The sequence below is a fragment of the Spirillospora sp. NPDC048823 genome (genome assembly GCF_043198445.1).
In the GTDB taxonomy this organism is placed as follows: Bacteria; Actinomycetota; Actinomycetes; order Streptosporangiales; family Streptosporangiaceae; genus Spirillospora.
The window spans coordinates 308,052-329,007 of the sequence record NZ_JBICUT010000002.1; the positions used below are offsets into that span (position 1 = coordinate 308,052).

Annotated in this window: 21 protein-coding genes; 13 read left to right on the forward strand and 8 right to left on the reverse strand. The window is 71.3% G+C overall.

Going from position 1 to position 20,956, the window contains the following annotated elements; translation table 11 throughout:
- Positions 1-48: 48 nt before the first annotated feature.
- The 4 genes from ACGFK0_RS04990 to hppD form a co-directional block, all read right to left on the reverse strand.
- A complete protein-coding gene (locus tag ACGFK0_RS04990; RefSeq protein ID WP_392901429.1) occupies positions 49-1,620 on the reverse strand; it encodes a M1 family metallopeptidase in 1,572 nt (523 codons plus the stop codon).
- Positions 1,621-1,679: 59 nt separating this feature from the next.
- Positions 1,680-2,522 carry an RDD family protein gene (locus ACGFK0_RS04995; RefSeq protein ID WP_392900285.1) on the reverse strand — a complete coding sequence of 281 codons (843 nt, stop codon included), beginning with the start codon at positions 2,520-2,522 and terminating at the stop codon, positions 1,680-1,682.
- A 76-nt stretch (positions 2,523-2,598) separates the two neighbouring features.
- A complete protein-coding gene (locus ACGFK0_RS05000) occupies positions 2,599-3,495 on the reverse strand; it encodes an RDD family protein (protein WP_392900287.1) in 897 nt (298 codons plus the stop codon).
- 105 nt (positions 3,496-3,600) lie between these two features.
- Positions 3,601-4,689 carry a 4-hydroxyphenylpyruvate dioxygenase gene (gene hppD / locus ACGFK0_RS05005; RefSeq protein WP_392900290.1) on the reverse strand — a complete coding sequence of 363 codons (1,089 nt, stop codon included), beginning with the start codon at positions 4,687-4,689 and terminating at the stop codon, positions 3,601-3,603.
- A 128-nt stretch (positions 4,690-4,817) separates the two neighbouring features.
- On the opposite strand from hppD, the gene ACGFK0_RS05010 reads away from it, so the two are divergent.
- Complete coding sequence (locus ACGFK0_RS05010) at positions 4,818-5,303, forward strand: Lrp/AsnC family transcriptional regulator (RefSeq protein ID WP_392900292.1); 486 nt, start codon at positions 4,818-4,820, stop codon at positions 5,301-5,303.
- 84 nt (positions 5,304-5,387) lie between these two features.
- Here ACGFK0_RS05010 and greA read toward each other — a convergent pair whose 3' ends face one another.
- Both greA and ACGFK0_RS05020 read right to left on the reverse strand, forming a co-directional pair.
- On the reverse strand, positions 5,388-5,888 hold the full coding sequence (gene greA, locus ACGFK0_RS05015) for a transcription elongation factor GreA (RefSeq protein WP_358461839.1): 501 nt from the start codon (positions 5,886-5,888) through the stop codon (positions 5,388-5,390).
- Between the two features lie 238 nt (positions 5,889-6,126).
- On the reverse strand, positions 6,127-6,510 hold the full coding sequence (locus ACGFK0_RS05020; RefSeq protein ID WP_392900296.1) for a DUF4307 domain-containing protein: 384 nt from the start codon (positions 6,508-6,510) through the stop codon (positions 6,127-6,129).
- A 178-nt stretch (positions 6,511-6,688) separates the two neighbouring features.
- On the opposite strand from ACGFK0_RS05020, the gene mca reads away from it, so the two are divergent.
- The 3 genes from mca to ACGFK0_RS05035 are packed head-to-tail and all read left to right on the forward strand — an operon-like array spanning position 6,689 to position 8,452.
- The gene (mca, locus tag ACGFK0_RS05025; RefSeq protein ID WP_392901431.1) at positions 6,689-7,552 is read left to right on the forward strand and encodes a mycothiol conjugate amidase Mca; all 864 of its coding nucleotides are present in this window, start codon (positions 6,689-6,691) and stop codon (positions 7,550-7,552) included.
- A complete protein-coding gene (locus tag ACGFK0_RS05030; RefSeq protein WP_392900299.1) occupies positions 7,543-7,800 on the forward strand; it encodes a hypothetical protein in 258 nt (85 codons plus the stop codon). The genes mca and ACGFK0_RS05030 overlap by 10 nt, the downstream gene beginning before the upstream one ends.
- 46 nt (positions 7,801-7,846) lie before the next feature.
- Positions 7,847-8,452 (forward strand): tetratricopeptide repeat protein, encoded by a 606-nt coding sequence (locus ACGFK0_RS05035; RefSeq protein ID WP_392900302.1) that lies wholly within the window; start codon positions 7,847-7,849, stop codon positions 8,450-8,452.
- Positions 8,453-8,533: 81 nt separating this feature from the next.
- Here the strand turns inward: ACGFK0_RS05035 and ACGFK0_RS05040 are convergent, their stop codons facing one another.
- Positions 8,534-9,013 (reverse strand): pyridoxamine 5'-phosphate oxidase family protein, encoded by a 480-nt coding sequence (locus tag ACGFK0_RS05040; protein ID WP_392900305.1) that lies wholly within the window; start codon positions 9,011-9,013, stop codon positions 8,534-8,536.
- Between the two features lie 84 nt (positions 9,014-9,097).
- Here ACGFK0_RS05040 and ACGFK0_RS05045 point away from each other — a divergent pair, with 84 nt between their 5' ends.
- From ACGFK0_RS05045 to ACGFK0_RS05060, 4 genes are all read left to right on the forward strand, one after another.
- Positions 9,098-10,066: a ribonuclease Z gene (locus ACGFK0_RS05045; protein ID WP_392900308.1), complete on the forward strand. Its 969-nt coding sequence runs from the start codon at positions 9,098-9,100 to the stop codon at positions 10,064-10,066.
- Positions 10,059-11,417 carry a dihydrolipoyl dehydrogenase family protein gene (locus ACGFK0_RS05050; RefSeq protein ID WP_392900311.1) on the forward strand — a complete coding sequence of 453 codons (1,359 nt, stop codon included), beginning with the start codon at positions 10,059-10,061 and terminating at the stop codon, positions 11,415-11,417. Before ACGFK0_RS05045 ends, ACGFK0_RS05050 begins: the two co-directional genes overlap by 8 nt.
- A 50-nt stretch (positions 11,418-11,467) precedes the next feature.
- Positions 11,468-13,453, forward strand: coding sequence for a thioredoxin domain-containing protein (locus ACGFK0_RS05055; RefSeq protein ID WP_392900314.1), 1,986 nt, complete (start codon positions 11,468-11,470; stop codon positions 13,451-13,453).
- Between the two features lie 210 nt (positions 13,454-13,663).
- On the forward strand, positions 13,664-14,839 hold the full coding sequence (locus ACGFK0_RS05060; protein WP_392900317.1) for a C40 family peptidase: 1,176 nt from the start codon (positions 13,664-13,666) through the stop codon (positions 14,837-14,839).
- A 4-nt stretch (positions 14,840-14,843) separates the two neighbouring features.
- Here the strand turns inward: ACGFK0_RS05060 and ACGFK0_RS05065 are convergent, their stop codons facing one another.
- Positions 14,844-15,479 (reverse strand): TetR family transcriptional regulator, encoded by a 636-nt coding sequence (locus ACGFK0_RS05065; RefSeq protein WP_392900320.1) that lies wholly within the window; start codon positions 15,477-15,479, stop codon positions 14,844-14,846.
- A 97-nt stretch (positions 15,480-15,576) separates the two neighbouring features.
- Between ACGFK0_RS05065 and ACGFK0_RS05070 the strand changes: the two genes are divergently transcribed.
- The 5 genes from ACGFK0_RS05070 to ACGFK0_RS05090 all read left to right on the forward strand — a co-directional run bounded on the left by ACGFK0_RS05070 (position 15,577) and on the right by ACGFK0_RS05090 (position 20,906).
- Positions 15,577-16,098: a hypothetical protein gene (locus ACGFK0_RS05070; protein WP_392900322.1), complete on the forward strand. Its 522-nt coding sequence runs from the start codon at positions 15,577-15,579 to the stop codon at positions 16,096-16,098.
- Positions 16,099-16,276: 178 nt separating this feature from the next.
- Complete coding sequence (locus tag ACGFK0_RS05075; RefSeq protein ID WP_392900324.1) at positions 16,277-16,834, forward strand: hypothetical protein; 558 nt, start codon at positions 16,277-16,279, stop codon at positions 16,832-16,834.
- Between the two features lie 202 nt (positions 16,835-17,036).
- Positions 17,037-17,861 carry an isoprenyl transferase gene (locus ACGFK0_RS05080; protein ID WP_392900327.1) on the forward strand — a complete coding sequence of 275 codons (825 nt, stop codon included), beginning with the start codon at positions 17,037-17,039 and terminating at the stop codon, positions 17,859-17,861.
- 159 nt (positions 17,862-18,020) lie between these two features.
- The gene (locus ACGFK0_RS05085) at positions 18,021-19,436 is read left to right on the forward strand and encodes a PhoH family protein (protein ID WP_392900329.1); all 1,416 of its coding nucleotides are present in this window, start codon (positions 18,021-18,023) and stop codon (positions 19,434-19,436) included.
- Between the two features lie 453 nt (positions 19,437-19,889).
- Positions 19,890-20,906, forward strand: coding sequence for a lytic transglycosylase domain-containing protein (locus tag ACGFK0_RS05090; RefSeq protein ID WP_392900332.1), 1,017 nt, complete (start codon positions 19,890-19,892; stop codon positions 20,904-20,906).
- Positions 20,907-20,956: the final 50 nt, after the last annotated feature.

Genomic DNA, 20,956 nt, shown 5'->3' on the forward strand with positions numbered 1-20,956 from the left:
CCCCGGCTTTTGCCCGCCTTGGCCGGGGCCTGGTCGAAGCCTGGCCGGCTACTTCGAAGGACGGCCCTTCTCGTACAGCCAGTCGTCGAAGAACGAGTCGAGCTTCTTGCCGGAGACCTTGTTCGCCGTCGCGATGAACTGCTTCGTCGTCCCGCTGGAGTGCCGGCGCTCCTTCGTCCACGTCTTGAGGATGTCGTAGAAGGTGTCCTCGCCGACCTTGTCGCGCAGCGCGACCAGCGTCATCCCGCCGCGGTCGTACACCGAGCGGCCGAACATCTGCTTGCGGCCCGGGTCACCGGGCGGGTTGTCCCACAGTTCCCTCGCGGCGCCGCTCTCGTAGCGCTGGTCGAACTGCGCCTGGACGGTCTGGCCGCCCGTCTTCTCCTCCCACAGCCATTCGGCGTAAGTCGCGAAGCCCTCGTTCAGCCAGATGTCCTTCCACTCGGTGACGCTGACGCTGTCGCCGAACCACTGGTGCGCGAGTTCGTGCGCCACGATCGTCGGCTGGAGGCCGAACGACCCGTACACCGGCCGGGTCTGCGTCTCCAGCGCGAAGCCGACCTCCGCGTTGTCGATCAGCCCGCCCGAGGAGGTGAACGGGTACGGGCCGAACAGCGTCGCGAACTCCTCGGTGATCTTGGAGTTCAGGTTGTGGAAAGTGCCCAGGTCCACCGCGAAGACGGAGGGGTCGACGGCGGTGATGACCTGGACGTCGCTCGGCGTCCGGCTCGTCCGCACCTCGAACCGGCCGACGGTGACCGTCGCCAGGTAGGTGGCCATCGGCGCCTTGACGTGCCACTTCGACGTCGTCTGCGCGCGATGCCCGATCGGCTCGACTCCCGGCAGTCCCGTGCTCGGCGGGCCGCCCGGGCCCGTGCTGGGCGGCACGCCCGGCCGGCCGGGCGTCCCGCCGCCGGAACCGGTGGGCGGCGTCTCCGGCTCGCCGTTGGCGATCGCCGTCAACCCGGCCGGCACCGTGATCTCGAAGTCGAACGTGGCCTTGTCGCTCGGATGGTCGTTGCTCGGGAACCAGGTGTGCGCGCCGCTCGGCTGGCACGCCACGAACACGCCGTCGGAGGTGCGGATCCAGCCGTATGTGCCGAGCACCGGGTCCGACACCGGCTCCGGCGTCCCCGCGTACTCGACCACGGTGGTGAACTTCGCGCCCTTCTTCAGCGGCTGCGCCGGGGTGACCTCCAGCTCGCTGCCGCCGCGCTGCTGCCGCGCCGGCTTGCCGTCCACCTTGATCGCCGAGACCTCGAGGCCGGTCAGATCGAGGTTGAAACGGGCGAGCCGCTCGGTCGCCTTCGCGGTGATGGTCGCGGTGCCGTCCAACTGCTGCGCGCCGTCCGGGTCGATGTTCAGCTTCAACCCGTAGTGCTGGACGTCATAGCCGCCGTTGCCGTCGCCGGGGACATAGTCGTCACCCGCGGTGGTGGGCCCCACCGGGCCGGACGCGGCCGACCCCGAGCCCGGACCCGACGGCTCCGGGTCGTCGAACGGGGACAGCTGACAACTCGCGGTCAGCGACCCCGCGACGGCGAGAGCGGCCAGGCCCGCGGCACCACGGAACGCCGTCCGCGAGCCGTGGCGGCGGGGGCTGGGGGACTTTCCGGCCATATGCACGCCGCCAAGCCTGCCCGGCAGGGGGTGCGCAGAGCAACTCCAATGGGCCCCGGTCAGCGATGGGCGTAGGGATCGGGGACGTGCGGGCCCGCCTTCACGACGACGGTCCGCGCCACCTTGCAGTGCAGTGCCTGCTTCCGCGGGTCCCACAGGATCCACAGGATGTTGATCAGCCCGATGCAGCCGCAGATGCCGCCGAGCACGCTGTAGAACGCGGAACGCCCCGCGGCCTGGCCGGTGGTGATCGCCTGCCCGTCGTCCTGCCGGACGACCCGGATCCCCAGCAGCTTCTTGCCGAGCGTCTGCCCCCACTTGGCGTGCGTCAGCCAGTAGTAGAGGAAGCCCAGCACCACACCGATCGCGTTGCTCGACAGCTGGGCGCCGTTGTACATCGACTCACCCGTTTCCGGGTTGAAGACGCGGTTCCAGTCGACGAACGGAAGCGACAGGAGGCCGGTGACGATTCCGACGAGGATGAGGTCCACGAGGGCGGCGCCCAGCCGTGCCCAGCGGCTCGCGAGCCCCTGCGACGGATCGGCGTAGCCGCCCATCCCGCCGCCGCCGTAACCGGGCGCCGCACCGTATCCGCTCTGGTCGCCCTGTCCGGGGTACTTCGGCAGCTCCTGCCCGTACCCCGGCTGCTGCCCATACGGCTGCTGCTGCCCGTAGGGCTGCTCTTGTCCGTAGGGCGGCTGCCCGTAAGGCTGTTGCCCGTATCCCGGCTGCCGCTGTCCGTATCCCGGCTGCTGCCCGTACGGCTCCTCCCGTCCGGGGGGCTGCTGACCGCCGGGGGGCCGGCCGCCGTACGGCCCTGGCTGCTCGGGCGGCTGCCGGTGCCCGTGCGGCCGGTCTTCCGGCCATCCCCCGGACGCGGGGTCGTTCGGCGGTTGCGTCATGCCGGAAGGGTGGCCGCAGCGTTGCCGTCCAAACCTCGCCGCGTCCGGGGGGCCTGCAGTGTTTACCCGCGGATGATCAAAGCTTGCCGGGATCGGCGGGCGCCTCGGGCCGGGCGTACGGGTTCGGCATCCACGGCTGCGCCTTCACCACCAGCGTCCCGGCCACCTTGTCGTGCAGGGCCTGGCGCCGGTCGTCCCACAGGATCCAGGCGTTGTCGAGCATGCCGACCATGCCGAGGAGGGCCCCGGCCGGCACCAGGAAGTTGACCAGAGCCGTCGAGATCGTGATGGCGTAGACGAACGCCTGCCTGCCGATCGCCTGGCCCCAGCTCACCGCGGACTGGTCGGCGGCGCTCACCACCCGGATGCCGAGGGCCTTCTTGCCAAGCGTCTGGCCCCACTTGGCGTGCATGACGGTGAAGTACACGAAGCCCAGCAGGAACACGACCGCGTACCCGGCCAGCAGTCGCGGAATGTTGTAGAGGTCCATCGGGTTGATGATCGGCTCACCGGACGTCATGGACTCCTGCATCTTGTCCCAGCGGATGGAGAGCAGGACCGCCGGCGTGGCGACGAAGCTGAGGATGAGGGAGTCGAGGACTCCGGCGCCGAGCCGCGCCCAGCGGCCCGCCAGCATGTCCTGCGGGCCGCCCGCTCCCGGATGCGTATAGCCGGGATAGGGCAATCCGGGAGGTCCGTATCCGGGCTGTGCGGGCGGTCCGTAGCCGGGCTGTGGCTGTCCGGGCGGGGCGTAACCGGCCCCGGGCGCGGGAGCGGGAGGAGCCTGGCCGGGCTGGGCGCCGTAAGTGCCCTGGTACGGCGGCGGACGTTCGGGGGAGGCGTCCGAGACGTCTTCGGCATTCGAAACTGCGGGGGCGTCCGGGGCGTCGGGGGCGGGGGTGTCGGCGGCCTGCGGGTCCGGGGCCTGCCAGTCGCCGCCCGCGGGCTGGGGGTTCTGCGGCGGTTCGCTCATGAGCCACAGTGTGCCGGTTACCGGGGGCGCACGGTCACCCCATGCTCAGGCCCGGGCCCTGGACGCGAGCGCGTCCGGGGCCCGGATCCCCGGGCGGCGGGCGTCTCACAGGTTGCCGCGGCGCTCCTGCTCCCGCTCGATCGCCTCGAACAGCGCCTTGAAGTTGCCCTTGCCGAAGCCCAGCGAGCCGTGGCGCTCGATCAACTCGAAGAACACCGTCGGCCGGTCCTGGACGGGCTTGGTGAAGATCTGCAGCAGATAGCCGTCCTCGTCCCGGTCGACCAGGATCCGGCGCTTCTGCAGCTCCTCGATCGGGACGCGCACCTCGCCGATGCGCTCCCGCAGCTCCGGGTCCTCGTAGTAGGAGTCGGGGCTCTCCAGGAACTCCACGCCCGCGGCCCGCATCCGGTCGACCGTGGCGAGGATGTCACCCGTGGCGAGCGCGATGTGCTGCACGCCCGGCCCGCCGTAGAACTCCAGGTACTCGTCGATCTGCGACTTGCGCCTGCTCTCCGCCGGCTCGTTCAGCGGGAACTTGACCTTGCGCGTCCCGTCCGCGACGACCTTGGACATCAGCGCCGAGTACTCGGTCGCGATGTCGTCGCCGACGAACTCGGCCATGTCGGTGAACCCCATGACACGGTGGTAGAAGTCGGCCCACTCGTCCATGCGCTCGACGTTGCCGACGCAGTGGTCGATCGCCTGGAAGAACCTTTCGCCCGGCTCGACGACGGGGCCGGCGGGGGCGTATCCCGGCAGGTACGGGCCGGTGTAGTTGGAGCGGTCGACCAGCGAGTGGCGGGTCTCGCCGTAGGTCGCGATCGCCGCGACCGTCACCTTGCCGTGCTCGTCCTCGAAGACCTGCGGCTCCTGCACGCCCGCGGCGCCGTTCGCGAGCGCGTGCCGGTAGGCGGCCTCGACGTCGGGAACCTCGAGCGCGAGGTCGACCACGCCGTCGCCGTGTTCGGCGATGTGCCGGCCGATCTCCGTTCCCGCCTTCACCGGACCCCGGAACACGAACCGTGCGCCGCCCGACTCCAGTACGTGCACCGACTCGTCGGGGCTGCCGTTCTCCGGGCCGCGGTAGGCGACCCTGCGCATGCCGAACGCGGTCGAGTAGTAGTGCGCCGCCTGCTTGGCGTTGCCGACGGCGAAGACGACGGCGTCCATGCCCTTGACCGGAAACTCATCCATGCCACCCAATCTGGACAGGCGCCTACAAGCTGCGCAAGAGTGTCTTAAAACACTGGGCAATCTGTACAGTGAACCGCGATACCGACCGGTCGCCCTGTACATGGTGACCATGACCGCCGGAGGGTGGCATGCCGATCGACGAACTGGACGGCCGGCTCATAGCGTTGTTCACCGCCGAACCCCGCGTCGGCGTCCTGGAGGCGTCCCGGCGGCTGGGGGTCGCGCGCGGCACCGTCCAGGCACGGCTGGACCGGCTGTCCCGCGACGGCGTCATCGCAGGCTATGGCCCCGAGATCGACCCGGCCGCGCTCGGCTACGGGGTGACGGCGTTCGTGACGCTGCAACTGCGGCAGAGCCGGGGGCCGGGGCAGAGCGGGCACGACCCCGTCGCCGCGCGGCTCGCGCAGGTGCCCGAGGTGATGGAGGCGCACACCATCACCGGCCCCGGCGACATGCTGTGCCGTGTCGTCGCGCGCAGCAACGCCGACCTGCAGCGCGTCATCGACGTGATCGTGGACGTGGCGGGCGTGGAACGGGCGTCCTCGGTGATCTCGCTGGCCACCCAGGTCCCCTACCGCACCCTCCCGCTGGTCCTCGCCGCGGCCGGCGCCTGACCCGGGGAACACCCCCCGAACTGAACCGGGGACGGAGTGCCCGGCAGCACCCCGTCCCCACAGGCTCTCGGACGTCTCCGGAGGCTACGCGGCCCCGTAGGGGGTGGCGTCGAGGATCTCGACCGTCATGCCGCGGCCGTTCGGCAGCGAGTAGGTGGCCTTGTCGCCCACCTTCTTGCCGTTGATGGCGGCGCCGAGCGGCGACTTGGGCGAGTAGACGTCGATGGGAGCGCCGACCTCCTCGCGGGAGGCGAGCAGGAACGTGACCTCTTCGTCGTCGCCCTCGAACGAGACCGTGACGGTCATACCGGGGCCGACGACGCCCTCGGTGCGCGGCGCCTCGCCGACGCGCGCGTTCTCCAGGATGCCCTGAAGCTGGAGGATGCGGCCCTCGATTTTGCCTTGCTCCTCCTTGGCCGCGTGGTAGCCGCCGTTCTCGCGCAGGTCGCCTTCCTCCCGCGCCGCCTCGATCTTCTGAGCGATCTCGATGCGGCCCGGGCCCGACAAATGCTCCAGCTCGGACTTGAGCCGGTCGTACGCCTCCTGGGTCAGCCAGGTGACGTTGTCAGCGCGGGTCTCGGTCACGGGTACTCCTCATCCACATGTTGCGATCTAGCCCGCCCGTGGCAGACGGGTGTTACATCGACATGAAGTGCGGCCGGGTGAAACCTCTAGCCTATCCGGTGTGTGCGGGTAAAGGTTCCCTGAACTCGGCGTCTGCAATCCGCCAATCGTATTTTGGCATTCACCCGGCGTATCGGCGGCCAGGTGGCCGCGGCCGGCGCCGATACCGGTCGGGGCCGGATGGTGCCGGGCCGGCGCGTCAGACCACGCGGCAGTCGCGGATCCTCGCCCCGGTCGCCCGCCGCGCCGTCTGCAGCGTCTCCGTCCCCTTCATGCCGGACGTCCCCACCGGCACGACCACCTCTTTCGCCGCGAGCACCTCGAAATTCTTGTCGAAGGCGTCGACCGTGCAGCGCACCTCGTCGTCCTCTCCCTTGGCCACCTGGAAGTTGATCTCCACCGAGGTGTCGGTGATGTCATAGGTGACCGTTTGCGCCGCGATCCCGGGCGTCTGCCCGGTGTTCATCGCGAGGATCCCGAAACCGCCCGCGGCCAGCGCCACCAGCACACCGATGACCACCAGCCCGAGCCGGCCCTGCCGGGGCCCTGCGGGAGCCGCTGTCTTCGGCACGCTCGTCGTCATGGCGGGGAATCTCCGTGCGGTGTGCGGACGTTGTCAGGGACAATTCTCGTCTGTCATGGCGCGTGCCTCGAACCGGGGTCCGCTCATCACGGCCCGACAAGGAGATCCCCAGGTGTCCGAGGTCATCGACGGTACGACGCTCGAACGACCCTGCGGCGGCGACGAGCCGCTGCGCCTCATGGCGGTGCACGCCCACCCCGACGACGAGTCCAGCAAGGGCGCGGCCACGATGGCCCGGTACGTCGCCGAAGGCGTCGAGGTCCTCGTCGTCACCTGCACGGGAGGCGAGCGCGGCGACATCCTGAACCCGGCGATGGACCGTCCCGAGGTCAAGGCCGACATCGGCAAGGTCCGCGAGGCGGAGATGGCGCGGGCCCGCGAGATCCTCGGCGTCCGGCAGAGCTGGCTCGGCTTCGTCGACTCCGGGTTCCCCGAGGGCGACCCGCCGCCGCCGCTTCCGGAGGGCTGCTTCGCGCTGGAGCCGCTGGAGAGCGCCACCGAACCGCTGGTGCGCGCCGTCCGCGACTTCCGCCCGCACGTGATGCTCACCTACGACGAGAAGGGCGGCTACCCCCACCCCGACCACGTGAAATGCCACGAGGTGTCGGTGGAGGCGTTCGAGGCCGCGGGCGACCCGGACCGCTACCCCGGCACCGGGGAGCCCTGGCAGCCGCTCAAGCTCTACTACCACCTGACCTTCAACAAGGAACGCATCCTCGCCCTGCACAACGCGATGGAGAAGGCCGGCCTGGAATCCCCCTACAACGACTGGATCAAGCGCTTCGACGAGGAGAGCGACAAGCGCGCGAAGTGGGACGTGACCACCCGCGTCCCCTGCGCCGACCACTTCGAGACCAGGGACCGCGCCCTCCTCGCCCACGCCACCCAGATCGACCCCAACGGCTTCTGGTTCGTCGTCCCGCTGGACGTCCAGCGCGAGGCATGGCCGACCGAGGACTACCATTTGGCCAGGTCCCTCATCGACACCGAACTGCCGGAGGACGACCTGTTCGCCGGCATCCGGGAGAAGGTGTGTCTGTAGTGCTCTCGCTCACCGCAGTGCAGGTCGGCGCCATCCCGCTCAACGACGACACGGTCAGCCCGGGCTTCCTGGGGTTCGCGGTCTTCCTCGCGCTCGTGGTCGCGACCGTCTTCCTCATCCGCTCGATGGGCAAGCAGATGAAGAGGATCCAGGCGCCCCGGGAGGCCGACCTGGTGCAGCAGGAGTGGGAGCGCGCGGAGGCGGAGAAGGCGGCGAAGTCCAAGGCGCCGCCAGCCGACGAAGCCTGACCTGCGGCTCGGTTGGATCCGGCCGCGTCCGGGGAGGACCCTCGACGTGCGTGTGAACTTCGAGGACTCCGACCGGGACGCCGCGCTCCACCGCGCCCTCGACGGCCATCTCGCCGCCGCGGCCGCCGGCGAGGGGGACATCGAAGCCGAGGGCCTCGCGCTCCTGGAACGGGAACGCTGGAGCGAGGCGGCCGAGGTCCTCGAAGAGGGCCTGCGCCTCGCCGTCCAGGGCGGCGACCGCCACGCCGTCCTGGTGGCCCGCCACAACCTCGCCCGCGCACTGACCCGGACGGGCGACACCGGCCGCGCGATCGAGCTGCTCGGCCCGCTCCCGGACGAGTTCGCCGCCCTCCCCGAACCCGACCAGGCCAACCGCGCCCGCGCCCTGTCGAGCCTCGGCGAGGCGTACCTGCGGGCGCGGCGTCCCGTCGCGGCCATCAACTTCTTCGGCCAGGCCCTGGAGATCCTCCGCAAGGAGAACGCCGTCGACCAGCAGGCCGGAATGTTCGTCCACATCGCCGACGCGGCCCGGCAGCGGGGCGACCACGCAGCCGAGGGCGCCGCACTGGACCGCGCCGTCGAACTCTACGAGTCCATTCCCAGCCCCGAGGCCGCCCCCCTGGCCGAACGCCGCGCCACCCTCGCCCGCTGACGCGAGTGGAACCCCGAGCGCCGGCGACCGGAGCGAGACGCGTGCCGCGCGGCCGGGGGGTTCGGGGGGCGCCCCGAGGGCTCAGGCCTTGCCGTGGTCCCAGCTGACGACCTTGTCGGGGTCCATGATGACGAGGACGCGCTTGGCCAGCGCCTGCTCGATGCCCTCGGCGATGACGGGGTCGACCGGGGCGCCCATCTCGGGGACGGGCAGGCCCGCCATGCGGGAGCCGACGACCATGCCGACCTTGCTCCTCGGCTCGGGGTCCTCGATGACGAGGCCGCGGCCGTAGAGGGCGACGCCGCGCAGCTCGTTGTACTCCACGCCGTCCTCGACCAGGCACGTCATGGTGGGGTTGCGGCGCAGGTTCAGCACCTTCTGCGATGACTTGTACGTGGTGAAGGCGATCTTGCCGTCGAGCAGCGCGTAGAACATCGTCACCAGGTGCGGCTCGCCGTCCTTGCCGACCGTGGCGACCTGGACCTTGAAATTGGAGGCGAGGTAGGACGCCACCTCGTCCGGCGTCATCTTGATCTTCTCGCGCTTGCTGCTTCCGGCCAACGGGCCCTCCCTGATGCTGCTCGCCTGCGACGCGCCCACAATAACCAAGCGCTTGCAACGGCTCGGTACCGGCACCATGGGGGGATGTCGGTACGCGATCTGATCGTTCTCGGCTCCGCCAGCGCCGTGCCCACCAAAACGCGCAACCACAACGGCTACCTGCTGCGCTGGGACGGCCACGGCCTGCTGTTCGACCCGGGCGAGGGCACCCAGCGGCAGATGACGCACGCCGGGGTCTCGGCCACCGACGTGACCTGGATCTGCGTGACCCACTTCCACGGCGACCACTGCCTCGGCGTGCCCGGCGTCGTCCAGCGCATCGCCCGCGACGGCGTCGAGCACCCGGTGGACGCGGCGTTCCCGGCGAGCGGCGGACGCTACTGGGAACGGCTGAGGAACGCGGCCGTCTTCCGCGACACCGACGTGATCCGCGAACGGCCCGTCTCGGGTGAGCGGATGCCGCTCGACACCGGCGACGCCCCGTTCACCCTGGTCGCGCGGCGGCTGTCGCACCCCGTCGAGGCGTACGGGTACCGGCTGGAGGAACCCGGCGGCCGGACGATGCTGCCCGCCGAACTGGCCGCGCGAGGCGTGCGGGGGCCGCTGGTCAGGCGGCTCCAGGAGGAGGGCCGGGTCACCGCCCCGGACGGCCGGACGGTCACGCTCGAGGAGTGCAGCGTCCCCCGTCCCGGGCAGAAGTTCGCGTTCGTCATGGACACCCGCCTGTGCGACGGCGTCCGGGAACTGGCCGACGGTGTGGACATGCTGGTCATCGAGTCCACCTTCCTGCACGAGGACGCCGCCCTGGCCGCCGAGTACGGCCACCTGACCTCGGTCCAGGCGGCGGCGGTCGCCGCCGAGGCCGGCGTCCGGCACCTGGTCCTGACGCACTTCTCGGAGCGGTACCGCGCCGAGGACGAGCCGCGGTTCACCGGCGAGGCGTCCGCCGTGTTCGACGGCGACATCACCCTCGTTCACGACCTCGATCGCATTCCGATGCCACCGCGCCGCCTAACCGCATCGCGAGGTGGGCAGGACACCCAGCATGGCTGATGAAGTCGATGTCGTCGTGATCGGTACGGGCCCAGGGGGAGAGGACGCGGCAGGGAGGCTGGCCGAGGCGGGCCTGTCCGTCGTCGCCGTGGAGTCCCGGCTGGTGGGCGGCGAATGCCCGTACTACGCCTGTGTGCCCACGAAGATGATGGTCCGCGCCGCCGGCCTCCTGGCCGAAGGCGGCCGCGTCCCGGGGATGGCGGGCGGTTCGGCGGTCCGCCCCGACTGGGCCCCCGTGGCGGCCCGGATCCGCGACGAGGCGACCGACTCGTGGGACGACAAGGTCGCGGCCGACCGCCTCACCGGCAAGGGCGCCGAACTCGTCCGGGGCGAGGGCCGCATCACCGGCCCCCGCGAGGTCACGGTGAACGACCGGGTCTTCCACGCCCGCCGCGGCATCGTCCTCAACACCGGCACCGCCCCCACGGCCCCGCCCATCGACGGCCTCGCCGGCACCCCGTTCTGGACGAACCGCGAAGCCGTCAAGGCCACCGAGGTCCCCGAGTCGCTCATCGTCCTCGGCGGAGGCGTCGTCGGCGCCGAGATGGCGCAGGTGTTCTCCCGCTTCGACAGCCGCGTCACCGTGGTCGAGGCCGCCGACCGCGTCCTCGTCAACGAGGAACCGGAGTCCAGCGCCGTCCTCCGCGACGTCTTCGAACGCGAGGGCATCGGCGTCCGCACCGGCGTGAACGTCACCGCCGTCACCCACGAGAACGACGAGTTCAGCGTGAACCTCGGCGAGGAGACCCTCGGCGCCGAGCGCCTTCTCGTGGCGACCGGCCGCCGCCCCAACCTCAAGGGCCTCGGCCTGGAGAACGTCGGCCTGGACGAGAACGCCCGCCAGATCCAGGTGGACGGCCACATGCGCGCCGCCGACGGCGTGTGGGCGATCGGCGACATCACCGGCGTGGGCCAGTTCACGCACGTCTCCATGTACCAGGCGGCCATCGCCGTCCGCGACATCCTCGGCCAGGAGGGCTCACCCGCCGTCTACCGCGCCGTCCCCCGCGTCACCTTCACCGACCCCGAGATCGCGTCCGTCGGCCTGACCGAGGCCCAAGCCCGCGACCAGAACCTCCCCGTCCGCACCGGCATCGCCAAGCTCCCCGAGTCGGCGCGCGGCTGGATCCACAAGGCCGGCAACGACGGCTTCATCAAGCTCGTCGAGAACACCGAATGGGGCACCCTCGTCGGCGCGACCGCGGTGGGCCCGTCCGGCGGCGAAATCCTCGGCGCCCTCGCCGTCGCCGTCCACACCGAGGCCCCCACGACCGCCCTCCGCGAAATGATGTACGCCTACCCCACCTTCCACCGAGCCATAGAAACCGCCCTCACCAACCTCACCGACTGATCCCGGTCAGGGGGAGTGAGGCGGCAGCCGGATCGGGCAGGATCGGTGGCATGAACCGGCTCAAGGACGCGACAAGCCCGTACCTGCTGCAGCACGCCGGCAATCCAGTGGACTGGTGGGAGTGGGGCGGCGAGGCGCTCGCCGAGGCGCGACGGCGAGATGTCCCAGTTCTCCTTTCTGTCGGATATGCGGCTTGCCATTGGTGTCATGTGATGGCGCATCAGTCGTTCGAGGACGACGGGACCGCGCGGATCATGAACGAGCTGTTCGTGAACATCAAGGTGGACCGGGAGGAACGTCCGGACATCGACGCCGTCTACATGGAGGCGACCCAGGCCATGACGGGCCAGGGCGGGTGGCCGATGACGGTGTTCATGACGCCGGAGGGGCATCCGTTCTACTGCGGGACGTATTTTCCGCGGGCGCAGTTCCGGGCGTTGCTGCAGGCCGTCCACAAGGCGTGGACGGAGCAGCGGGACGACGTGGTCGGGCAGGGGCAGCAGGTCGTCGCGGCGCTCACCTCGCGGGATTCGGGGCTGGCGGGGACGCGGGCGCCCGGTGAGGAGATGCTCGCCCATGCGGTGAAGGTGCTCGCCGGGTCGTACGACGCGGCGCGCGGCGGGTTCGGGGGTGCGCCGAAGTTCCCGCCGTCGATGGCACAGGAGTTCCTGCTGCGGCACCATGCGCGGACGGGTGATGAGGAGTCGCTCGCGATGGCGGGGCACACCCTGGAGGCGATGGCCCGGGGTGGGCTGTACGACCAGCTCGGAGGTGGTTTCGCCCGGTACTCGGTGGACGCGCAATGGGTCGTCCCGCATTTCGAGAAGATGCTCTACGACAATGCGCTGCTGGCGCGGGTGTACGCGCACTGGTGGCGGCTGGCCGGGTCGCCGTTCGCGCGGCGGGTCGCGCTGGAGACGTGCGACTGGATGCTGCGTGACCTGCGGACGAACGAGGGCGGCCTGTCGTCCGCCTTGGACGCCGACAGTGAGGGCGTCGAGGGCAAGTACTACGTGTGGACGCCGGAGCAGCTGCGTGAGGTGCTCGGTGATGAGGACGGGGCGTTCGCGGCGAGCCTGTTCGAGGTGACGGGGACGTTCGAGCACGGGGCGTCCGTCCTGCAGCTTCTGCACGACCCCGAGGACGTTGAGCGGTACGAGCGCGTGCGGACGGCTTTGTTGTCGGCGCGCGCGCACAGGGTTCCTCCGGCTCGGGACGACAAGGTCGTCGCCGCGTGGAACGGGCTCGCGATCGCTGCGCTGGCCGAGTGCGGTGCGTTGTTCGACCGGCCGGACCTCGTCCGCGCCGCCGAGGAGGCGGCGCGGCTGCTGGTCGATGTGCATGTGCGGGACGGGCGGCTTGCGCGTACGTCCAAGGACGGGGCGGCGGGCGCGAACGCCGGTGTCCTGGAGGACTACGCCGATGTGGCCGAGGGCCTGCTCGCCCTGCACGGTGTCACGGGGGATCCGCGTCACCTGCGGCTGGCGGGCGAGCTGCTGAACACCGTCCTGGAACGGTTCGGGGACGGGTCCGGCGGGTTCTACGACACCGCGGACGACGCGGAGCGGCTGTTCCGGCGTCCGCAGGACCCGACGGACAACGCGACGCCTTCGGGGCAGTTCGCGGCCGCGGGCGCGCTGCTGTCGTTCTCGGCTCTCACCGCGTCGGACCGGCACCGGCAGGCCGCCGAGGCGGCGCTCGGCCCGGCGGGGACGCTGGCCGACAAGCACGCGCGGTTCGCGGGCTGGGGGCTGGCCGTCGCAGAGGCGCACGCGACGGGCCCGGTGGAGATCGCGGTGATCGGCGACCGGGACGATGAGCGCACGCGGGCTCTGCACCGGACCGCGCTCATGGCGGTCGCGCCGGGCGCGGTGGTGAGCGTCGGCCCGCCGGACGCGGAGGGCGTCCCGCTGCTGGAGGGGCGCGGTCTCGTGGACGAGGTGCCGGCGGCGTACGTGTGCCGCGGGTTCGTCTGCCGGCTGCCCGTGACGTCCACGTCGGAGCTGACCCGCGAACTACGTGCGCAATTGGACTGAGGGTCCACTTTGTGGCAGTGTGACCTTGATCTCGTCGTCGCTTGGTGTTACCACTGAGTAGCAGGGCTTGAGCTGACCCTATGGGGCGCGGCAGGCGAGGGTGGCGGGTGGTCCGGCCGGGTATCTGGACGATGGCCCGCCGACTGAGTCATAGTCGTGTCTCAGGCCGGGCCGGGATGCGGGCAGGGCGACCGTCGAGGGAGTGTGGCAGTGGGAAAGCCGAACCGCCGGATCCTACCGACGATCATCGGCATCTCCCTCGTCACGACCCTCGCCGCCAACGTCGCGGTCCTGGTCGCGCGAGGCGGCGACGACCCGGAGACCACGACGCCCGGCGAGCAGCGCGCCCGGTACGTGGCGGCGTCCGGCAGCACGAGCGTGTCGCCCGCCGCGATCACGCCGCTCGGCAAGCGGCTCACTCCGCACGTGCTGGTCGCGGCGTCCTCCACGCTTCCCGCCGACCTGGTCCAGAAGGTCCGCGGCGCCAAGGGCGTGAAAGGCGTCGAGGTCGTGGACGCCGTGCAGGGCATGGTCGCCGGCAAGCAGGTCGGGCTGATGGGCGTCAACCCGTCCACGTTCCGCAACTACACGCCGAAGCCGACCGCCAAGTCGGATGCGCTGTGGCGCAACGTGGCGTCCGGCGACGTGGCGATCTCGTTCACGATGGGCCACGACGGCGGCGTCCAGCTCGGCAGCCAGGTCCCCGTCGGCGGCAAGCTGGAGCAGTCGCGGCTGCGCGTCGGCGCGTACGCGACGATGGGCATCAGCGACGTCGACGCCGTCATCTCGCACTCCACCGCGCAGGCGCTCGGCATGCCCACCGGCAACGCGATGCTGATCAGCGTCCCGAAGGCCGAGCCGAAGACGTTCATCAAGAAGCTCGGCAAGGTACTGCCGAAGGGCGCCAAGGCGGTCGCGGTCAACCCGGAGATCGACTTCCCGGCGGCCGGCGACGTGCCCACCGCGGACGGCCAGGTCATGACCGCCCAGCAGGTGCGGACCGTGATCAAGGCCGCCTACACGCGGATCGACTGGCCGTACGTGTGGGGCGGCGAGTCCGAGGCCGAGGGCGGCTACGACTGCTCCGGCCTCATGCAGTACGCGTTCGCCAAGGCCGGGATCCGTCTGCCGCGAGTCGCCGCCGACCAGGCGCGGACGGGCTGGGTCATCCCCTACAGCAAGGCCGAGCCGGGCGACATGCTGATCTGGGCCAACGACCCGACCGCGCCGGGCTACATCTCGCACATCGCCCTCTACCTGGGCAAGGGCAAGATGATCGCCGCCCCGCGCAGGGGCACCGTGGTGCAGGTCCAGGACGTCTACACCCGCAACATGCGCGGCGCCGTCCGGGTCAGCCCCAAGCTGCTGGCCTCCAGGAACCGGTGAGCGGCTACAGCGGGCAGCCTCGGCTCAGGAACTCCAGGTCGTGGTCGATGACGTCCGCCAGGCCGTTGCCCGGGGCGTCCAGCCACCGGTAGATCGCCCCCTGTAGTACGCCCAGGACGGCCCAGCAGAACGCTTCGACGGCGGGGTCGCCGCGGCGCCTTCCGGTGCGTTCGGAGACGAGTTCCGTCAGCACGGCGTGGGTGCCCTTGCTCATCGACTCGAACATGCGCGCCCGGACGGCGGGGATCTCGGCGGCCAGCCGCATCCGGGTCCTGATGACCTCCAGGTCCTCGTCGAACATCTGCGGGAGGATCTCGCGGAGCGTGGCGCGCAGCGCCTCCAGGGGCGGCAGGTCCGCCGGCTGGTCGCGGAACACCTCCGCCATGATCGGGTCGTACTCGTCGGTGATGACGACGTCTTCCTTGGTCGGGAAGTAGCGGAAGAACGTGCTCGGCGAGATCTCCGCCGCCGCCGCGATCTGCTCGACGGTGGTCGCATCGTAGCCCTGCTCGCCGAAGAGCCGGAGCGCGTGAGCCTGGACGGCCCTCCGGGTCCTCAGCTTCTTGCGCTCGCGCAGCGGGAGCCGGGAGAGCCGGTCCTGCAGCCGGTCGATCGGATGCTCAGCGTTGGACGTGCTCATGTGCCGATTCTCCGGCATCGGCGGCAGGAGCCGCATCTTCGCGCGCGTCCGGCTGGAAGGCTGGCATAACGCGTCCTTGGGCTGTAATTTTGATTACATGGATACGAGCGAAGCGGCGGAGCAGCTACGCGGGTGGTTCTCCGGACGGCTGCCCGAGGAGTGGTTCGAGGGCCCGCCCGACGTCGTCCTCGACCGCGAGGAGGTCAGCGTCGTCGGCCGCCTGCCCGAACCCGCCGCCGCGGCGGAGGCGTCCGGGGCGGAGCGGGCCGGCGTGATCGCCGGGCACATCCAGCGCTTCCGCGAGGAGACCCGCGAGCGTCGCATCCGCATCGCCCGCGAAGCCGAGCACCGCTTCGGCCACAAGGTCTCCTGGGGCGCCGAGTGCGGCGGCGAGCGGGAGATGTTCACCACGCTGTCGGTACCGGTCATGACGCGGCTGCGGCAGCCGGAGCGACGCGTCCTGGACACCCTCGTCGAGGCCGGGGTCGCGCGCAGCCGCAGCGACGCGCTCGCCTGGTGCGTGCGGCTCGTCGGCAAGAACACCGACGAGTGGCTCGCCGAACTGCGCACCGCGCTGCAGTACGTCGAGCGCGCCCGCGCCGCCGGCCCGCAGGCCTGACCGAGGACCCCCGCGCCGCGCCACCGCGCCACCGCGCCACCGTCCGGCGTCCGGCGTCCGGCCGCGATCATTACCGGATCTCGATGATCACCGGGTGTGATCATGGGGCCTGCCTCGCCTACTGTGCCTGGAAGGCCGTCATGGAGGCGGACGGGACGCGGCGAGGGGGTGGCCGGCGGTGAGGGGGCTGCGCTGCCTGGACGGCTCCGACCTCGCGGTCGTGCCGGTCGCGTCCCTCGACCGCGGCGGCACCCCGTTCGAGGTCACGCTGGAGCTGTGGCGCGACGGCGACTCGTTCGGCGCCGTGGGGGAGCGATGCGGCTACTTCCTGGCCGGCCTCGCAGCCCGGGTGGCCGCCGCCCGGGCCGACGGGTCGCCGCAGGCCGCCCGCTGGCCCGATCCCGACGACCGCTTCCCCGATCCGGCCCCCGGCGACCCGGCTCGCGAACCCGAGCTGTTCGCGTTCCGGTACCGCGACCGCGGTGACGTGGTCAGCACCGGCGAACTGCGCTGCGCGCTCCGCACGTCCTCGATGTGGGTCGGCCGCCAGCAGTCCGCCGCCGGGCGATGGCGTGTCGCACGGCGGGCCGTCCTGGAGGCGTGGGGCGCGGGCGGGCGGGGCGTCCGCGCCGTGCTCACCTCCGCCGACCTGGCCCGCTTTCTCGCCGATGTGCTCGCCGAGGCGGAGCGGGCCGGAGCGGGCCGGAGCGTCCGCCCGGCGCCACCCGCGCATTGACCCGGCGTCGCGGAGCGGAGAGGGCGGAACCGGGAAGGCGGAACCGGAAGGCGGAAGTGGGAAGGCGGAGCGGAGAAGTACGAACCTCGGGCCATAATTGAGCGTCTTTCCGTCAGAGACGGTCGCTCGAAGGGAAGCCCACATGGGGGTTCGGCGTACGGGAAAGCCGCGCGGGATGCCGCGCGGTGTTCGGAGGGACGGCGTGCGCCGCCGCCCTTCCGAGGGGGGACGGCTCACCACCGCCGTCCGCCGCAGCGGCCCGTACGCGGCCGTCCGCGATGCCGTCTACCGGATGTACGAACGCCGGGTCGAGGCGTCGCTGCCGACCGACGTCACGCCGCGGCACGTCGGCGTGATACTGGACGGGAACCGGCGCTGGGCCAGGGCGATGGGCCTGGCCGACATCAACTCGGGGCACCAGCGCGGCGCCGCGAAGATCTCCGAGTTGCTGCAGTGGAGCGCGGAGGCGGGGGTCGAGGTCGTCACCCTGTGGCTGCTGTCCACCGACAACCTGAACCGCCCGGCGGTCGAGCTGGAGCCGCTGCTGGAGATCATCGAGAACACCGTCGGCAAGCTCGCCGCCGACGGCTGGAACGTCAAGCCCGTCGGCGCCCTCGACCTGCTGCCCGATAAGACCGCCCGCGTCCTTAAAGATGCGGGTGAGACCACATCTGGTGCTCCCGGCCTGATTGTGAACGTCGCCGTTGGGTATGGAGGTAGGCGTGAGATCGCTGATGCGGTGCGCTCTCTGCTCGTCGAGCAGGCGAGCCGTGGCACCAGCATCGAGGAACTCGCCGAGTCCCTCGACGTGGAGCACATCGCGGAGCATCTCTACACGCGCGGCCAGCCGGATCCGGACCTGGTCATCCGCACCTCGGGGGAGCAGCGTCTCTCCGGCTTCATGCTCTGGCAGAGCGCCCACTCGGAGTTCCACTTCTGCGAGGTCCACTGGCCGGACTTCCGCAAGGTGGACTTCCTCCGGGCGATGCGCTCGTACGCCGCGCGGCACCGGCGCTTCGGTTCCTGACCGCCGACCTCCGATCACCGCTCCCGGCCGTTCCCCGAGCGGGGGGACCGGCCGCGTGGGGGCGTGCCGCTTCCGGGGGGACCGTTCCCCGGGCCCTGCGGGGCAGTGCGGCCGGGGCCGTCGCGCCACCGGTACGTCCCCCATAGTCAGGGAGATCGAGTGGCCACAACCTCCGCGCGCCGTCCCGGCAACCCCTCCGAGAACACCTCCGGAAGGAACGTTCCGGGTGTTTCCGGCGGGTGTGGGGGGTCGTCCCCCCACAGCGAATCGGACCGGCGCACGTACGTCCTCGACACCAGCGTCCTGCTCGCCGACCCGGGGGCGATGACCCGGTTCGCCGAGCACGAGGTCGTACTCCCCATCGTCGTCATTTCCGAGCTCGAGGCCAAGCGTCACCACCCCGAGCTCGGGTACTTCGCCCGGCAGGCCCTGCGCACGCTCGACGACCTGCGCCTGCGGCACGGCCGGCTGGACGAGCCCGTGTCGGTCGAGGGGCCGCACGGCGACCAGGGCGGCACGCTCCGCGTCGAGCTGAACCACTCCGACCCGAGCGTCCTGCCGGACGGTTTCCGGCTCGGCGACAACGACACCCGGATCCTGTCGGTGGCGGCGTGGCTGGCCCACGAGGGCCGCGACGTCGTCCTGGTCTCCAAGGACCTGCCGATGCGGGTGAAGGCGTCCTCGGTCGGCCTGGCCGCCGAGGAGTACCGGGCGGAAATGGCGGTCGTGGAGTCCGGCTGGACCGGAATGCGCGAGCTGGAGGTGCCCGCGAACCTCGTCGAGGAGATGTTCGAGACGGGCACCGCGGACATGGAGGAGGCGCGGGACCTGCCGTGCCACACCGGGCTGCGGCTGCTGTCGGAGAAGGGCTCGGCCCTCGGCCGGACGCAGCCGGACAAGTCCGTGAAGCTGGTGCGGGGCGACCGGGAGGTGTTCGGGCTGCGCGGCCGCTCCGCCGAGCAGCGCATCGCGCTCGACCTGCTGATGGACGAGGACGTCGGCATCGTCTCGCTCGGCGGGCGGGCGGGCACGGGCAAGTCGGCCCTCGCCCTGTGCGCGGGCCTGGAGGCCGTGATGGAGCGCGGGTGGCACCGCAAGGTCGTGGTGTTCCGCCCGCTGTACGCGGTCGGCGGGCAGGAGCTCGGCTACCTGCCGGGCACGGAGAACGAGAAGATGTCGCCGTGGGGCCAGGCGGTCTACGACACCCTGTCGGCGGTGACCACACCGGAGGTCATCGACGAGGTCGTGGACCGTGACATGTTGGAGGTCCTGCCGCTCACCCACATCCGCGGACGTTCGCTGCACGACGCGTTCGTGATCGTGGACGAGGCGCAGTCGCTGGAGCGCGGCGTGCTGCTGACCGTCCTGTCGCGGATCGGCACGGGGTCGCGGGTGGTGCTGACCCATGACGTGGCGCAGCGCGACAACCTGCGGGTCGGACGGCATGACGGTGTCGCGGCGGTGGTGGAGCGGCTCAAGGGGCATCCGCTGTTCGCGCACGTGACGCTGACGCGGTCGGAGCGGTCGCCGATCGCCGCCCTGGTCACCGACATGCTCGGGGACGTCGGGGCCTGAGAGGAGTTCGCAGCGAACTCCGGCGGCCGATGCGCCGCCGGGGTTCGCCGTGGTCGGGTTCGCGCCGCCGGGGCATCGCCGGAATCTCTACGGAAAGTGATCGTTAAACCCCGTACCGTAGGTTTGTGGCGAAGGTCACATTCGCTCACCCGATGATGAAGATCCCCTGGTCCCGCGGGGTTTCGGCAATGTTCCGGTCAAGTTGACACGTGTCTCACCCGCAGCAATTGTCTCGTTTCGGTTGCGGAGCATCCCTCGGCCTCAGGCATTGTGGCTCCCCGTAAGCACCCCCCGGAAGGTGCCGGGCCCGAGCGCGTCCCCCTTGAACACGCGCGACGGACACGGCGCCCGCCCGGGTCCGGAGACCGCCCCGCCTGCGGGCGGCCGGCCGGACCGGGGGTGGAAACAGTTCGCCCGCGTGCCCATGCGCGTGCGACCGTCGGAAGGGCCGCCTTGTACGGAGACCGTCCCGGGTCCCCTAGGCGAGACGAACGACAGAGCTTTGCCCCCGAGGAGCCGTGGCCCGCCGCGGCCGCCCCACAGAACCCGGCCCAGGCGCCCTACCCGTTCGCCGCCGCGCCCCAGCCCACGGCGCCCCAGCCCGCGGTCGCGCAGCCGGAACCGTACGGGGACGACGTGAGGGTCGCCGGCGACGACCGGACCCGCGTCGGCACGTCGGCCGGTGACACGCTCGGCTTCCAGGCCGCCCCGGCCCCCCAGGCCGCGCCGCCCCACGCCGGCGCCCCCGCCGGGGCCCCCCGCGACGAGGTCGCGTCCGGTCACCGCGCGCCGCGCGGCGCCGCCTCGCGGGGAGGCGCCGGCAGGCGCAACGGCATGCGGGTCGCCGCGGTCCTCGCGGGCGCCGCGGTCGCCGTCGGCGGCGGCGCCGTCGCGGCGTTCGCGCTGACCGGCGGCTCCGGCGACGACGGGGCGACCGTCAAGCCGACCCGGCAGCCGGCGGACGCCGCGCCGAAGGTCGACCCGAAGGTCCTGGAGGAGCAGAGGCGCAGGCTGGCCCTGGAACGCGCCTCCCGCGAGACCCGCGCGGACGACGGCAAGGGACCGGCCCTGCGCCCGAAGGGCGAGCCGCTCCCGACCAAGAAGCCGGAGAAGAAGAAGGACGACGGCGGTGGCGGCGGCGGCCCGTCCGGCGACCCGGTCCCGGCCGGTGAGGCGCAGGAGATCGCCAAGAAGCTGATGCCGAGCTTCGGCTTCACCGGCGACGGCCAGTTCGGCTGCCTGGTGAAACTCTGGAACAAGGAGAGTCACTGGAACGTCCACGCCGACAACCCGTCGTCGGAGGCGTACGGCATCCCGCAGGCCAATCCCGGCTCCAAGATGGCCACCGCTGGGCCCGACTGGCAGAACAACGCCACCACGCAGATCAAGTGGGGTCTCGGCTACATCAAGAACCGCTACGGCACTCCGTGCGGCGCGTGGTCGCACTCCCAGAACGTCGGCTGGTACTGAGTCGCGGACGCGTCCCAGGCGCCGTGTGAGGCCCTGGGGCGCGCTGGACG

What these genes read in the sequence shown, in the direction of transcription:
- ACGFK0_RS04990 (WP_392901429.1), bottom strand. Translation starts at nt 1,620, where the DNA reads ATGGCCGGAAAGTCCCCCAGCCCCCGCCGCCACGGCTCGCGGACGGCG.
- ACGFK0_RS04995 (WP_392900285.1), bottom strand. Translation starts at nt 2,522, where the DNA reads ATGACGCAACCGCCGAACGACCCCGCGTCCGGGGGATGGCCGGAAGAC.
- ACGFK0_RS05000 (WP_392900287.1), bottom strand. Translation starts at nt 3,495, where the DNA reads ATGAGCGAACCGCCGCAGAACCCCCAGCCCGCGGGCGGCGACTGGCAG.
- hppD (WP_392900290.1), bottom strand. Translation starts at nt 4,689, where the DNA reads ATGGATGAGTTTCCGGTCAAGGGCATGGACGCCGTCGTCTTCGCCGTC.
- ACGFK0_RS05010 (WP_392900292.1), top strand. Translation starts at nt 4,818, where the DNA reads ATGCCGATCGACGAACTGGACGGCCGGCTCATAGCGTTGTTCACCGCC.
- ACGFK0_RS05020 (WP_392900296.1), bottom strand. Translation starts at nt 6,510, where the DNA reads ATGACGACGAGCGTGCCGAAGACAGCGGCTCCCGCAGGGCCCCGGCAG.
- mca (WP_392901431.1), top strand. Translation starts at nt 6,689, where the DNA reads ATGGCGGTGCACGCCCACCCCGACGACGAGTCCAGCAAGGGCGCGGCC.
- ACGFK0_RS05045 (WP_392900308.1), top strand. Translation starts at nt 9,098, where the DNA reads ATGTCGGTACGCGATCTGATCGTTCTCGGCTCCGCCAGCGCCGTGCCC.
- ACGFK0_RS05050 (WP_392900311.1), top strand. Translation starts at nt 10,059, where the DNA reads ATGGCTGATGAAGTCGATGTCGTCGTGATCGGTACGGGCCCAGGGGGA.
- ACGFK0_RS05055 (WP_392900314.1), top strand. Translation starts at nt 11,468, where the DNA reads ATGAACCGGCTCAAGGACGCGACAAGCCCGTACCTGCTGCAGCACGCC.
- ACGFK0_RS05065 (WP_392900320.1), bottom strand. Translation starts at nt 15,479, where the DNA reads ATGAGCACGTCCAACGCTGAGCATCCGATCGACCGGCTGCAGGACCGG.
- ACGFK0_RS05070 (WP_392900322.1), top strand. Translation starts at nt 15,577, where the DNA reads ATGGATACGAGCGAAGCGGCGGAGCAGCTACGCGGGTGGTTCTCCGGA.